The organism is Streptomyces sp. NPDC058371 (assembly GCF_042723265.1).
GTDB lineage: Bacteria > Actinomycetota > Actinomycetes > Streptomycetales > Streptomycetaceae > Streptomyces.
In genome coordinates this window covers 1-12,971 of record NZ_JBHXJC010000026.1, presented here as the reverse complement: position 1 = coordinate 12,971, position 12,971 = coordinate 1, and the positions used below count along the sequence as shown (strand labels likewise).

The following is a 12,971-nucleotide window of genomic DNA, read 5'->3' as shown; positions in this document are numbered from 1 at the left end:
CTCGCGGGCGAGGGTGTGGGTGACGAGTGCTTCCAGTTCCGATGCGGCGGGGGCCTGGTCCCAGGAGTCCAGGGACGGGTTGAGTGCGCTCCTTCGGGAGGCGCCCGGCACGGCTGTCTTCGGTCCGGCCGGCTTGTCTTCGGTCCGGCGCGGGGAGGTCTTCGGTCCGGCACGGACTGTCTTCGGTCCGGCGCGGGGAGGTCTTCGGTTTCCGGAGCTGTTTACCTCAGCTCCGTCGCGATCTCCCGCAAGGCCTCCGTCGCCCGGCGCTGCAACGCCGGCCCGAACGTGATCCGGGTGGCTCCCAGTTCACCCAGCTCGGCGATGGACGAGGCATCGGGCCGGCCGGACGCGTTGACCGGTCCCTGCATCCCGGCCCGCAACAGCGGAAGCACCTCGGCGGGAGCGCCGATCGGATACACGCAGTCGGCACCCGCGGCCACGTACAGCGCGGCCCGCTCGATCGCCCGGTCCGGATCGGCCGCACCGCACAGGAACGTGTCGATGCGCGCGTTGAGGAAGAGCCGGCCGCCCGCTGCCGCCCTCACCTCGGCGAGCCAGTCGGCGTGCCGTGCGGGGTCCTTGAGGACACCCCCGTTGGAGTCCTCAAGGTTGCAGCCCACCGCCCCCGTCTCCAGCAGCCGGTCCACCAGCTCCTTCGGCGGGAGCCCGTATCCGTCCTCGACGTCCGCGGACACGGGCACGTCGACCGCCCGTACGATCCGCGCGACCGCCGCGAACATCTCGTCGGCCGGCGTGGCCCCGTCCTCGTACCCGAGCGAAGCGGCGACCCCGGCGCTGGGTGTGGCGAGCGCCGGGAACCCGGCTTCCGCGAACACCCGTGCGCCGGCCGCGTCCCAAGGGCCGGGCAGGACGAGCGGGTCGCCCGGCGCCCGCCCGTGGTGCAGGGCACGGAAGGCATCGACGGCGTTCACCACGCGTGACCTCCGGCGGCCCGCGGCGCGGTGACGGTCGCGTCGGCCGTCGCCGTACGAACCCTCGTGCTTGCCGTGTCCGTCCGAACCGTTGCCGTACGCGCCGTCACTTGTACTGTCCCGCCTGGTAGTGGCCGGGCACGAGACGGCAGGTCACCCCGAACCGGTTCCACGCGTTGATCACCGTGATCGCGGCGATGAGCTGGGCCAGCTCGGCCTCCTCGAAGTGCTGCGCCGCCCGCTCGTACACCGCGTCCGGCACGAAGCCGTCCGTCAGGACGGTCACCGCCTCGGTCAGCGCGAGCGCCGCGAGCTCCTTCTCCGTGTAGAAGTGCGCCGACTCCTCCCAGGCGCTGAGCTGCACGATGCGCTGGACGCTCTCGCCGGCGGCCAGCGCGTCCTTGCTGTGCATGTCCAGGCAGAACGCGCAGTGGTTGAGCTGCGACGCGCGGATCTTCACCAGTTCCAGCAGGACGGGGTCGACGCCCTGCCGGGCGGCCGCGTCCAGCCTGACCATGGCCTTGTAGACGTCCGGCGCGAGCTTGGCCCACTCCAGACGGGGGCCGTGCTCGGCGGCGTACTCACCGGCCGGGTCGCTGTTCCCGGTCTTCTCCGCGTTCGCGTAAGTCGTCATGAGACCGACCCTACGAGTGGAGTAGCCCAGGGGTATGGTCCATTTCCATGGTGGAATCATGGGCCACTTTGGCGGCGTCCTCTGCGTCCTCGGCGTCAACCGGGTCCTCCGCGTCGGACGACGCCCTGCGGGCCGCGCTCGGCGTGGACCTGCATCTGGAACCGACCGGCTCGGGGGTGCGCCGGGGGCTGACCGACGCCCTGCGCGAGGCGGTCCGCGGCGGCCGGCTGGCCCCCGGGACCCGTCTCCCGTCCTCCCGCTCCCTCGCCGCCGACCTGGGCATCGCCCGCAACACGGTCGCCGACGCGTACGGCGATCTCGTCGCCGAGGGCTGGCTCACGGCACGCCAGGGCTCGGGCACCCGGGTGGCGGAGCGGACGCTCCCGCCACCGGCACCCGAGTCGACGCGCCGCGCCCGCGAGCAGGGCCGCCCCACCTACGACCTCACCCCCGGCACTCCCGACCTCGCCACCTTCCCGCGCACCGGCTGGCTGAAGGCGGCCCGCCGCGCGCTGACCGCCGCGCCGCACGACGCCCTCGGCTACGGCGATCCGCGCGGCCGCGTCGAACTGCGCACCGCCCTCGCCGGCTACCTCGCCCGCGCCAGGGGTGTCCGGGTGACCCCGGACCGCATCATGATCTGCGCCGGCTTCGCCGACGGTCTGATGCTGCTCGGCGCGGTACTGCGCGAACGGGGCCTGCGTTCCCTCGCCGTGGAGTCGTACGGCCTCGACGTCCACTGGAACCTGCTGCACCGCTCGGGTCTGCGCACCGCGCCCCTGCCCTTCGACGAACTGGGCACGCGCACGGGCGACTCGACCGACGCACCTGCGGTCCTGCTGACCCCCGCCCACCAGTTCCCGATGGGCGTGCCGCTCCACCCGGACCGCCGGGCCGCCGTCGTGGACTGGGCCCGCCGCACCGGCGGCCTGATCCTGGAGGACGACTACGACGGCGAGTTCCGCTACGACCGCCAACCCGTGGGCGCCTTGCAGGGGTTGGACCCCGACCAGGTCGTCTACCTGGGCACCGCCAGCAAATCGCTCGCCCCCGGTCTGCGGCTCGGCTGGATGGTCCTGCCCCGCTCACTGGCCGCGGAGGTCACGGCGGTCAAGGGCGGCGGCGGCTGGTCCTCCGGCGTCCTGGACCAGCTGACCCTGGCGGAGTTCATCACCTCGGGCGCCTACGACCGCCATGTCCGCGCGGCCCGGCTGCGCTACCGGCGCCGCCGCGACGCCCTGGTCGCCGCCCTGTCCGCCCGCGCCCCCGAGGTCCACGCCACCGGCATCGCGGCGGGTCTGCACGCCGTCCTCCGCCTGCCGGCCGGCACCGAACCGTCGGTCGTCCGCGCAGCCGCCTGGCAGGGCCTCGCCGTCCACGGCCTCTCCCGCTTCCGCCACCCCGACGCCACCACCGCCCCCCTCGACGCCCTGGTCGTCGGCTACGGCACCCCACCCGACCACGCCTGGTCAGGCGCCCTGGACGCGCTGTGCCGGGTACTGCCGTAGGACCGACGCGCTGTCGAGCCCCCGGTCCTTCAACCCCTCGGCCCCTGGGCGATGCCCGCAAAGCCCCGCCTGCCCCGCGACGCCTGGCGCGCCCCGAGTTCTCGGCTCCGCCCGGGCCGGGAGGGGCCCGTCTGTCTGGTCGTGACGCCTGGCGCGCCCCCAGCCCTCGGCTCCGCCCGAGCCGGGAGGGACCCCCGTTTGTCTGCCCCCGCGACGCCAGGCGCGCGCCCCGAGTCCTCGGCCCCGCCCGAACCGGGAGGGACCCCGGCCTGTCTGCCCCCGCGACGCCCGGCGCGCGCCCCAGTTCGCGGTTCCGCTCGGGCCGGGAGCGGGCCCCAGCTGTCTGCCCCCGCGACGCCGCGCGAGCCCCGAGTTCTCGGCTCCGCCCGAGCTGGGAGGGACCCTGGCCTGTCTGCCCCCGCGACGCCTGGCGCGCGCCCCAGTTCGCGGTTCCGCTCGGGCCGGGAGCGGGCCCCAACCGTCTGCCCCCGCGACGCCGCGCGCGCCCCGAGTTCTCGGCCCCGCCCGAGCCGGGAGGGACCCTGGCCTGTCTGCCCCCGCGACGCCTGGCGCGCGCCCCAGTTCGCGGTTCCGCTCGGGCCGGGAGCGGGCCCCAGCTGTCTGCCCCCGCGACGCCGCGCGCGCCCCGAGTCCTCGGCCCCGCCCGAGCCGGGAGGGACCCCGGCCTGTCTGCCCCCGCGACGCCCGGCGCGCGCCCCGATTTCTCGGCTTCCCCGAGCCGGGAGGGACCCCCTTCGTCGAACTGGGCGAAGATCCAAGTACGTCTGTACGAGTGGTCTGTGGCCGGCACGGCGAGAGCGCGCTCCGGACGCCGCAGGGTCCGTCCTCCGGGCAGACGACGGGACGTTGCGCAGCCCTAGACCTCGACGCCCTCCTCCACCGGCGCCTCCCCGAACCGCGCGAGGGCCAGCGCCCCCACGACCGCCACCGCGAAACCGAGCACCGCCAGCCACTCCAGCCCGTCCCGCGTACGGTCGCCCAGCCAGACCACCCCGACCAGCGCGGGCCCGATGGTCTCCCCGATGACCAGCCCCGCGGTCGCCGTCGTCACCGACCCGCGCTGCAACGCCGACGTGAGCAGCACGAACGCCGCCCCTCCGCCCAGCAGCAACGCATACGTCGCCGGGTTGCCGAGCAGCGCGCCGACCGACAGGCCGTCGATCAGCCGTACCGCCACCTCGACCACTCCGAACCCGAAACCGGCCCCCAGCCCCAGTACCAGCGCCCGACCCCGCTCGGGCAACCGCCCGGCCACCAGGCCCGCCAGCAGCACGAGCACCGCGACGCCCAGCATCGCGTACTTCAACTCCGTCGACCCGGCCCGCTCGCCCTCCGTACCGGATGCCAGCCCCAGCATGGCCAGCCCCGCGCACACCACCCCCACCGCGCCCCACTCGACCCGGCTCAGCCGCACCTGGAGCAGCCGGGCCGCGACCACCGCCGTCACCGCCAGACTCGCCGCGAGAGCCGCCCCGACCGCGTAGATGGGGATCGAACGCAGCGCGGCGATCTGGAGAAGAAAGCCGACTCCGTCGAGCGCCAGCCCGGCGAGATACCGCCACTGCCGCAGCGCCCGCAGCAGCAGCGCCGCGTCCCCGCCCGACCCGCTGCCGACGGCCGCCCGCGCTGCGATCGCCTGCAACACCGTCGCCGTACCGAAGCAGACCGCCGCGCCAAGGGCGCACAACATTCCAAAGAGCACGAAGTGACTGTAGGGGAGCCGAACTCCACAGCGTCCGACCCGGCACTCCACCGCATGGTCCGCCGCCGGCCACGCCCTGAGGACCTTGTCCGGTCGATCATGGTGGGAGGGGAGCTGCGGCGCCTTGTCCGTGCCGGGGAGCGGGTGTGGTGCGTGCAGCAGCAGGGCGGAGGAGGAAGCCGACGCGATAGGGGCGCCCCCGCGAGTGAAGTCGAGCGTGGGGGAGTCGGTGGCCGACGACGCCGCAGAGGTGCGTGCCACACCCCCCGTCTCCGCCGTGATCGACCGGAGAGGTCCTAGGCGCCCAGCACGCCCCGGAGTTGGGCCAGGCCCCAGTCCAGGTCCTCCTTGCTGACGACCAGGGGTGGGGCGATCCGGATCGTGACCCCGTGCGTGTCCTTGACCAGCACACCCCGGTCCATCAGCTTCTCGGAGATCTCCCGGCCCGTGCCGTACTCCGGGGCGATGTCGACTCCCGCCCACAGCCCTCGCCCGCGCACCGCCGTCACCCGGCCCATGTCCACCAGCACCTTCAACTCCCGGTGCAGATGGTCTCCGAGCTCCGCCGCCCGCCGCTGGTACTCACCCGACCGCAGCATCGCGATCACCTCCAGGGCCACCGCACAGGCCAGCGGATTCCCGCCGAACGTCGACCCGTGCTCACCGGGCCGGAACACCCCGAGCACCTCACGGCTCGACACCACCGCCGACACCGGCACCACCCCGCCGCCCAGCGCCTTGCCCAGCACATACATGTCCGGCACGACCCCCTCGTGCTCACAGGCGAAGGTCCGACCGGTGCGGCCGAGCCCCGACTGGATCTCGTCCGCGATGAAGAGGACGTTCCGCTCCCGCGTCAGCTCCCGCACACCCCGGAGATAGCCGGGCGGCGGCACCAGCACCCCCGCCTCGCCCTGGATCGGTTCCAGCAGCACCGCGACCGTGTCCTCGGTGACCGCCGCGCGCAGCGCCGCGAGATCCCCGTACGGCACGATGTCGAAGCCCGGTGTGTACGGCCCGAAGTCCTCCCGCGCCTCGGCGTCCGTGGAGAAGCTGATGATCGTCGTCGTCCGCCCGTGGAAGTTGTCGCTCGCGACCACGATCCTCGCCCTGCCGTCCGGCACGCCCTTGATCCGGTACCCCCACTTGCGGGCCGTCTTCACGGCGGTCTCCACCGCCTCCGCTCCCGTGTTCATCGGCAGTACCAGCTCCATGCCGCACAGCTCCGCCAGCCGTGCGCAGAAGTCGGCGAACCGGTCGTGGTGGAACGCCCGCGACGTCAGCGTCACCCGCTCCAGCTGTGCCCTCGCCGCGTCGATCAGCCGGCGGTTGCCGTGCCCGAAGTTCAGCGCCGAGTAGCCGGCCAGCAGATCGAGATAGCGCCGCCCCTCGACATCCGTCATCCACGCCCCGTCCGCAGTCGCCACGACGACCGGCAGCGGGTGGTAGTTGTGCGCGCTGTGCGCCTCGGCCGACGCGATGTACGCCTCTGTCGTCTCCGTAACAACCACGGCGTCTCCGTTTCTTACGGCGATGGCGAACGGGCTTGTGACCTCCTTCCTATCGTCGCTCGCATGGTGGACCGGGGAACCCCCTGATCCGGCGCGCCCGGTAGGCTGACCGGCGGGCCGTGACTGGCGCGCTGGGATGGGACCGACCATCGGGGAGCGGCCCGCGCTGTGCTTTCCCGGGGCTGCCCCGGATCCCCGGCCGGGAGACAGTCCGGCCGAGGGCCCGGATGGTCCACGCGGGGAGAGACGGCGACCGAGTGCCGTGCGCCTGGGCCGAACCGTGAACGCTGAACGCCACGTCCGGAGGCCGTCATGCCAGAGCCCCTCTCCACCGAGTCCACCGCCTTCCGCAGCGCCCTCGACGTGATCCGGGCCGTTGAGCCCCGGGTCGCCGAAGCCATCGGCCAGGAGATCACCGACCAGCGCGAGATGCTCAAGCTGATCGCGTCCGAGAACTACGCCTCCCCGGCCACCCTCCTGGCCATGGGCAACTGGTTCAGCGACAAGTACGCCGAAGGCACCATCGGCCGCCGCTTCTACGCCGGCTGTCGCAACGTCGACACCGTCGAAGCCCTCGCCGCCGAGCACGCCCGCGAACTCTTCGGCGCCTCCCACGCCTACGCTCAGCCGCACTCCGGCATCGACGCCAACCTCGTCGCCTTCTGGGCCGTCCTCGCCGCCCGCGTCGAGGCTCCCGCCCTGGAGCGGGCCGGCGTCCGCAACGTGAACGACCTCTCCGACGCCGACTGGGCCGAACTGCGCCAGGCCTTCGGCAACCAGCGCATGCTCGGCATGTCCCTGGACGCCGGTGGCCACCTCACCCACGGCTTCCGCCCGAACATCTCCGGCAAGATGTTCGACCAGCGCTCCTACGGCACCGACCCCGCCACCGGCCTCATCGACTACGAGGCCCTGCGCGCTTCCGCCCGCGAGTTCAAGCCGCTGATCATCGTCGCCGGCTACTCCGCCTACCCCCGTCTGGTGAACTTCCGCATCATGCGGGAGATCGCGGACGAGGTCGGCGCGACGCTGATGGTGGACATGGCGCACTTCGCCGGTCTTGTCGCCGGCAAGGTCCTCACCGGCGACTTCGACCCGGTCCCGCACGCCCAGATCGTCACCACCACCACCCACAAGTCGCTGCGCGGTCCGCGCGGCGGCATGGTGCTCTGCGACGACTCCCTCAAGGACCAGGTCGACCGCGGCTGCCCGATGGTCCTCGGCGGCCCCCTTCCGCACGTCATGGCCGCCAAGGCCGTCGCACTCGCCGAGGCCCGCCGCCCCGAGTTCCGCGACTACGCCCAGGCCGTCGTCGACAACGCCCGCGCGCTCGCGGAGGGTCTGATGCGCCGGGGTGCCACGCTGGTCACCGGCGGCACCGACAACCACCTCAACCTGATCGACGTCGCCTCCTCCTACGGCCTCACCGGCCGTCAGGCCGAGACCGCCCTGCTCGACTCGGGCATCGTCACGAACCGCAACGCCATCCCCGCCGACCCCAACGGCGCTTGGTACACCTCCGGTATCCGGATCGGCACTCCCGCCCTGACCACCCGTGGCCTGGGTGCGGTCGAGATGGACGAGATCGCCGGTCTGATCGACCGGGTCCTCACCGCCGCCGAGCCCGGCACCACCGGCAAGGGCGCCCCGTCCAAGGCCCAGCACGTCCTGGACGCGAAGATCTCCGACGAGATCTCCCACCGGGCCACCGACCTGCTGGCCGGCTTCCCGCTGTACCCGGAGATCGACCTCGGCTGAGGCCGGCCGGGGCGCTGAAAGCCGCCCCCCGTCGTACAGCTTCTGTCGCCGTCCCGTGGCGGCCCGGCACCTCGCCGGGCCCCCACGCGGCGTACCGCGACGGTGCCCCAAGGTCGTGCCGCCGATGCCGAGCGCCCGTCCAGTGCCCCGCCCATCACCCCCGCCTGCCGCACCGCCGCACCGCCACTTCGTCGCAGCTCGGCATAGGCCGCCGCTCAGACGTCCCGCAGCTCCTGCCGGGGCTCCTCCTGCCCGCCTCGCTGCCGCCATCGCTCCAGCGGGCGTCGAGCTCCCGGTATCCCTGCGACAAACGGCCGCAGGACCAGCGCCAGCACCGCCCCGGCCGCCAGGCCCGGTATCGCCCACCACCAGTCGGTCCCCTCGTCCGCGGTCCCCGCGTTCGCGGCGCGGGACTGCTGGGCGGCGGCGGTGTCGGCGGGCGGGGCAGCGGCCTCGGGGGAGCCCGAATCCCACGGCGCGGGGAACATGGCTCCGGCCCCCTTGGGCGACGGCTTGCCCATCACGCCGAGCTTCTTGAGCAGTGCTCGCAGCTGGGCCGGGTGCTGGGCCCGGTGCCAGTAGCCGTTGAGCGAGTCGGGCACATGGGTCGCCGTGTGGATCCAGACCTCCTTGCTGTGGGGCGTGTCGGGAAAGACGCGGTCCAGGCGCCACGGCGACACGTCGTGGAGCAGCCAGGTGACATTGAGCTGGGGTCCACCGGACATCAGGTCCAGCCCTGGCGGCTGCTCGCGCGTGCCGGAGTCCGGCTCGCCCAGCAGGCGCGTCAACTCCGTGTACTCCTCGTCCGCGTAATACAGCGCGGCGCTCTCCGCGCTCTCCGGGGAGACCAGCAGCACGCTCGTCGGTCCCCCGGCCAGTGCGGCCGGCGCGCCCAGCAGCAGCACGGCCAGGGTCACCGCCAACGCCCCCAGTACCGCGATCAGTCCACGAACTCCGCGCATCCGAAACCCCCTGCCGGCCGACCGAGCCACGTGCGGTCCGACCGCACGCCGTGTGTCACTTCTGGTACACCGCTCGGCCCGCCGGGGTTCCCATTCCGTCCGGACCAGATGTGCGACTACTTCAACGACTTGGCGATCCGCACCGCCCGTGCCTTCGACGCGACGCCCTCCAGACGCAGCGTCATGTCGCCCCCGTGCGTCCACAGGAGTGTGGGACCAGCGGTGCGCTTCGTCCGCGTGAAGCGGTCCCCGCGCTCGTCGATCAGCCAGAAGCTCAGCAGGTGCGGCCGGGGGAACCACAGCGCGGGATCCGGGAACGCGCCCTCCGGGACGTCCTCGTCGAGGGACAACCACTCCGGCTGCACGCCGGTCGTCTTGCTGAAGCCGACGTCCAGGCGCGCCGGATACGTGTCCAGCCGGATCGTGTGCCCGTGGTCGCTCCAGCACAGGGTCATCAGGAACCGGTCCGCCGGCTCCCGGGTGACGGTCACCGCGTCCGGCGCCCCCAGCGCGTCCGGCAGCAGCGGCTCGAACCCGGCGCGCCGCCCGGCCTCCGCCAGGGTCAGCGAGGGCCCGCCGCAGCCGGGTACCCGCGTCCCGGCCGAGGGCACCACGGACGGGTCGTACCGCACGGCGACCCCGCCGAAGCCGAACCAGTCGGCGACTGCCGCCCGCACCGGAGGCGTGAGCACGAGGACGGTCAGCACTCCGCACAGCCCGGCCACCAGGGCGCGCCGGCGCGCCCGCGTCCAGCGGCGCACCGCCCGCAGCCGCGCGCGAGGGCCCGACGGGGCGCCCGCCGGGACCGCGTGCCCTTCGGCGAGTATCTGCCCCAGCACCCGCTCGACCATGGACTCACCGCCGCCGTCCGGTCCCGGACCGTCCAGGGACCGCCCGAGGGCACGCAACTCCTCGGGCAACCGCGAGGCACCCTCACCCGCGCGCCGACTCCGGCCACCGCCTTGCTCCGGGCCCCCCGCTCCGTACGACTCACTCATGCTCATCACCTCCTCCCCGAGACGTCCGGGGTTCCCGGGACCCCCGGGACTCCTGATGTCCCCGATGCTCGTGCGGTTCGAAGTACGGCAGCAGCCGGCCCAGCTTGCGCAGCGCGCGGTTGAGCCGGGACTTCACCGTCCCGCGCGGCCAGCCCAGCGCCTGGGCCGTCTCCGGTTCGTCCATCTCCAGCAGATATCGGTAGGTGACGACGAGCCGGTGCTCCTCGCTGAGCTGGTCCAGGGCGGCCTGGAGCGCCGCGCGGCGCTCCGTGTCCAGCGCCGCGACGGCCGGGTCCGCCGATTCCGGTATCAGCGGCTCCGCCTCCGCGAAGGCGGCCTCCCGGCCGGCCAGCGTCCGCTGGCGCACCGCCGTCCGCACTGTGTTCCTCGTCTCATTGGCGACGATCGAGAGCAGCCACGGCCTGAAGGCCGCGCCGTCCCGGAAGCGCCCCAGCGAGCAGTAGGCCTTGACGAAGGCCTGCTGCACCACGTCCTCCGCGTCCGCACCCGCCCCGAGCGCCCTGGCCGCCCTGATCGCGATACCCGTATGGGCACGGACCAGCTCCGCATACGCCTCCGGCTCACCGGCGCGTACGCGTGCGATCACCACGGCCTCATCGACGATGCGGCCCCCCTCCCGCGTCCTCACACTCTTGTTACACCGCCGAGGACGGATCGGTTCCCACCTGTTCCCGAGCAATGAGAGACACCTGAGAGAATGGCCCCATGGCCTCTGACCGCCCGCCCGTCACCCACGACCGCCCTCAGGGGAATGGCTCCGCCATGCAGCGTCGTCCGCGTGTGCTCTCCGGAATCCAGCCCACCGCAGGCTCGTTCCACCTCGGCAACTACCTCGGCGCCGTCCGCCAGTGGGTGGCCCTGCAGGAGTCCCACGACGCGTTCTACATGGTCGTGGACCTGCACGCGATCACCATTCCGCAGGATCCGGCCGACCTGCGTGCCAACACCAGGCTCGCCGCCGCGCAGCTGCTCGCCGCCGGCCTCGACCCGGAACGCTGCACGCTGTTCGTCCAGAGCCATGTCCCCGAGCACGCGCAGCTCGCCTGGATCATGAACTGCCTCACCGGCTTCGGCGAGGCGTCCCGCATGACCCAGTTCAAGGACAAGTCCGCCAAGCAGGGCACCGACCGTGCCTCCGTCGGCCTCTTCACGTACCCGATCCTCCAGGTCGCGGACATCCTGCTGTACCAGGCCAACGAGGTCCCGGTCGGTGAGGACCAGCGCCAGCACATCGAGCTCACCCGCGATCTGGCCGAGCGGTTCAACGGCCGCTTCGGCGAGACGTTCACGGTCCCGAAGCCGTACATCCTCAAGGAGACGGCGAAGATCTTCGATCTCCAGGACCCGACGATCAAGATGAGCAAGTCGGCGTCGGCCCCCAAGGGACTGATCAACCTGCTCGACGAGCCGAAGACGACGGCGAAGAAGGTCAAGAGCGCGGTCACCGACACGGACACCGTCATCAGGTATGACCCCGAGCACAAACCGGGTATCAGCAACCTGCTGACCATCTACTCGACCCTCACCGGAGCCGGAATCGCGGATCTGGAGCAGAAGTACGAAGGCAAGGGCTACGGTGCGCTGAAGACGGACCTGGCCGAGGTCATGGTCGACTTCGTGACACCGTTCCGGGAGCGCACCCAGCAGTATCTGGACGACCCGGAGACGCTCGACTCGATTCTGGCCAAGGGCGCGGAGAAGGCGCGTGCCGTCGCCGCGGAGACGCTCTCCCAGGCGTACGACAAGGTCGGCTTCCTGCCCGCCAAGCACTGACAGCCGGTGCGCAAGCCGTACGAGACGAGGACGACACCCGTACGACGGCCGGTACCGGCCCGCGCGGCCGTACAGTCGATAGCTGACACCGCAGTCCCCCCTGCCCGGGGAAGACCGCGAACACGACAAGACGACAGGAGATGACGTGGGGACCGTAACGATCGGCGTGTCGATCGCGGTCCCGGAGCCTCATGGCAGCCTGCTCCAGGAGCGGCGCGCGGGCTTCGGTGACCCCGCGGCTTCGGGCATCCCCACGCACGTCACGCTGCTGCCGCCGACCGAGGTCGACGACTCGGCGCTGCCCGCCATCGAGGCGCATCTCGTCGAGGTCGCGGCGGCCGGGCGGCCCTTCCCGATGCGGCTGTGCGGGACGGGTACGTTCCGTCCGCTGTCGCCCGTCGTGTACGTGCAGGTCGTCGACGGCGCCGAGGCGTGCACCTGGCTGCAGAAGCAGGTGCGGGACGCGTCCGGGCCCGTGGCGCGGGAGCTGCAGTTCCCGTACCACCCGCACGTCACGGTGGCGCACGGTATCGACGACGCGGCGATGGACCGGGCGTTCGAAGAGCTCGCCCGGTACGACGCCGCGTGGCCGTGCACCGGGTTCGCGCTCTACGAGCAGGGGGCGGACGGGGTGTGGCGGAAGCTGCGGGAGTTCGTCTTCGGCAGTGCGGTGGTTCCTCCGCAGGCGGGGGCTCCCTCCAAGCGCTCCACCAAACTGCGCGCGCGCTGATTCCGTACGGCGGGACCGAGCCCCTTCCCCTGCCGACCCGGTGCTTCCGGGGTGCCGCCTCTGGGCGGGCCCAGTCCCCTTCTTGCGTGTGCACCATGGTGCTGGCGTGGGTCGGCGAGCCCGGCGCCACGGGGTGCCCCTGCGCCCGCCTGCGCCGCCCCTAGCGGCACGCATGCCCGCAGCTATGACTCTGTTTCCCCCAGCGGGTGCCCGCTGCCCGCAGTGAAGACGGTGGCCGCCCCCGGGGTGCCCGCAGCTCAAGGCGGCGACGGCGGCCCGCCCCCGCCCGCAACCCCCACGCACCCGCAGTCGCCGAAGTACGCAAGGGGCCGTGCCGGTACATCAAATGCCCGTCGCCATGCGTGAGGACGGACAAGCGAGCGCCCCCAGAAGACAGCACAGCCGGTAGGGCGACGGG

General features: G+C 72.7%; 11 protein-coding genes. 4 read left to right on the top strand and 7 right to left on the bottom strand.

What is annotated here, in order from left to right; all coding sequences use genetic code 11:
* Window positions 1-221: 221 nt before the first annotated feature.
* Both ACFWM2_RS39695 and ACFWM2_RS39690 read right to left on the bottom strand, forming a co-directional pair.
* The gene (locus ACFWM2_RS39695; RefSeq protein WP_383291112.1) at window positions 222-935 is read right to left on the bottom strand and encodes an isocitrate lyase/phosphoenolpyruvate mutase family protein; all 714 of its coding nucleotides are present in this window, start codon (window positions 933-935) and stop codon (window positions 222-224) included.
* Window positions 936-1,041: 106 nt separating this feature from the next.
* Window positions 1,042-1,569 carry a carboxymuconolactone decarboxylase family protein gene (locus tag ACFWM2_RS39690; RefSeq protein ID WP_383291110.1) on the bottom strand — a complete coding sequence of 176 codons (528 nt, stop codon included), beginning with the start codon at window positions 1,567-1,569 and terminating at the stop codon, window positions 1,042-1,044.
* A 47-nt stretch (window positions 1,570-1,616) separates the two neighbouring features.
* On the opposite strand from ACFWM2_RS39690, the gene ACFWM2_RS39685 reads away from it, so the two are divergent.
* The gene (locus tag ACFWM2_RS39685; RefSeq protein WP_383291108.1) at window positions 1,617-3,077 is read left to right on the top strand and encodes a PLP-dependent aminotransferase family protein; all 1,461 of its coding nucleotides are present in this window, start codon (window positions 1,617-1,619) and stop codon (window positions 3,075-3,077) included.
* Window positions 3,078-3,954: 877 nt separating this feature from the next.
* Here ACFWM2_RS39685 and ACFWM2_RS39680 read toward each other — a convergent pair.
* Window positions 3,955-4,788: a DMT family transporter gene (locus tag ACFWM2_RS39680; RefSeq protein ID WP_383291171.1), complete on the bottom strand. Its 834-nt coding sequence runs from the start codon at window positions 4,786-4,788 to the stop codon at window positions 3,955-3,957.
* A 308-nt stretch (window positions 4,789-5,096) separates the two neighbouring features.
* On the bottom strand, window positions 5,097-6,311 hold the full coding sequence (rocD, locus tag ACFWM2_RS39675; protein ID WP_383291106.1) for an ornithine--oxo-acid transaminase: 1,215 nt from the start codon (window positions 6,309-6,311) through the stop codon (window positions 5,097-5,099).
* 312 nt (window positions 6,312-6,623) lie between these two features.
* Here rocD and ACFWM2_RS39670 point away from each other — a divergent pair, with 312 nt between their 5' ends.
* The gene (locus ACFWM2_RS39670; protein ID WP_383291104.1) at window positions 6,624-8,069 is read left to right on the top strand and encodes a glycine hydroxymethyltransferase; all 1,446 of its coding nucleotides are present in this window, start codon (window positions 6,624-6,626) and stop codon (window positions 8,067-8,069) included.
* 215 nt (window positions 8,070-8,284) lie between these two features.
* On the opposite strand, the gene ACFWM2_RS39665 is transcribed toward ACFWM2_RS39670, so the two are convergent.
* From ACFWM2_RS39665 to ACFWM2_RS39655, 3 genes are all read right to left on the bottom strand, one after another.
* Window positions 8,285-9,031, bottom strand: coding sequence for a hypothetical protein (locus tag ACFWM2_RS39665; protein ID WP_383291101.1), 747 nt, complete (start codon window positions 9,029-9,031; stop codon window positions 8,285-8,287).
* A gap of 116 nt (window positions 9,032-9,147) precedes the next feature.
* Entirely contained in the window at window positions 9,148-10,029 is an 882-nt protein-coding gene (locus ACFWM2_RS39660) for a hypothetical protein (RefSeq protein WP_383291098.1), read from the bottom strand.
* The gene (locus ACFWM2_RS39655) at window positions 10,022-10,636 is read right to left on the bottom strand and encodes an RNA polymerase sigma factor (RefSeq protein ID WP_383291169.1); all 615 of its coding nucleotides are present in this window, start codon (window positions 10,634-10,636) and stop codon (window positions 10,022-10,024) included. The genes ACFWM2_RS39660 and ACFWM2_RS39655 overlap by 8 nt, the downstream gene beginning before the upstream one ends.
* A gap of 176 nt (window positions 10,637-10,812) precedes the next feature.
* Here ACFWM2_RS39655 and trpS point away from each other — a divergent pair, with 176 nt between their 5' ends.
* Together trpS and ACFWM2_RS39645 are read left to right on the top strand one after the other, a co-directional pair.
* Window positions 10,813-11,823, top strand: a complete 1,011-nt coding sequence (trpS, locus tag ACFWM2_RS39650; protein WP_383291095.1) for a tryptophan--tRNA ligase — start codon at window positions 10,813-10,815, stop codon at window positions 11,821-11,823.
* A 145-nt stretch (window positions 11,824-11,968) separates the two neighbouring features.
* Window positions 11,969-12,553 carry a 2'-5' RNA ligase family protein gene (locus tag ACFWM2_RS39645; protein WP_383291092.1) on the top strand — a complete coding sequence of 195 codons (585 nt, stop codon included), beginning with the start codon at window positions 11,969-11,971 and terminating at the stop codon, window positions 12,551-12,553.
* Window positions 12,554-12,971 lie beyond the last annotated feature (418 nt).

What these genes read in the sequence shown, in the direction of transcription:
- ACFWM2_RS39690 (WP_383291110.1), bottom strand. Translation starts at nt 1,569, where the DNA reads ATGACGACTTACGCGAACGCGGAGAAGACCGGGAACAGCGACCCGGCC.
- ACFWM2_RS39685 (WP_383291108.1), top strand. Translation starts at nt 1,617, where the DNA reads ATGGTGGAATCATGGGCCACTTTGGCGGCGTCCTCTGCGTCCTCGGCG.
- ACFWM2_RS39680 (WP_383291171.1), bottom strand. Translation starts at nt 4,788, where the DNA reads ATGTTGTGCGCCCTTGGCGCGGCGGTCTGCTTCGGTACGGCGACGGTG.
- ACFWM2_RS39670 (WP_383291104.1), top strand. Translation starts at nt 6,624, where the DNA reads ATGCCAGAGCCCCTCTCCACCGAGTCCACCGCCTTCCGCAGCGCCCTC.
- ACFWM2_RS39665 (WP_383291101.1), bottom strand. Translation starts at nt 9,031, where the DNA reads ATGCGCGGAGTTCGTGGACTGATCGCGGTACTGGGGGCGTTGGCGGTG.
- ACFWM2_RS39660 (WP_383291098.1), bottom strand. Translation starts at nt 10,029, where the DNA reads ATGAGTGAGTCGTACGGAGCGGGGGGCCCGGAGCAAGGCGGTGGCCGG.
- trpS (WP_383291095.1), top strand. Translation starts at nt 10,813, where the DNA reads ATGCAGCGTCGTCCGCGTGTGCTCTCCGGAATCCAGCCCACCGCAGGC.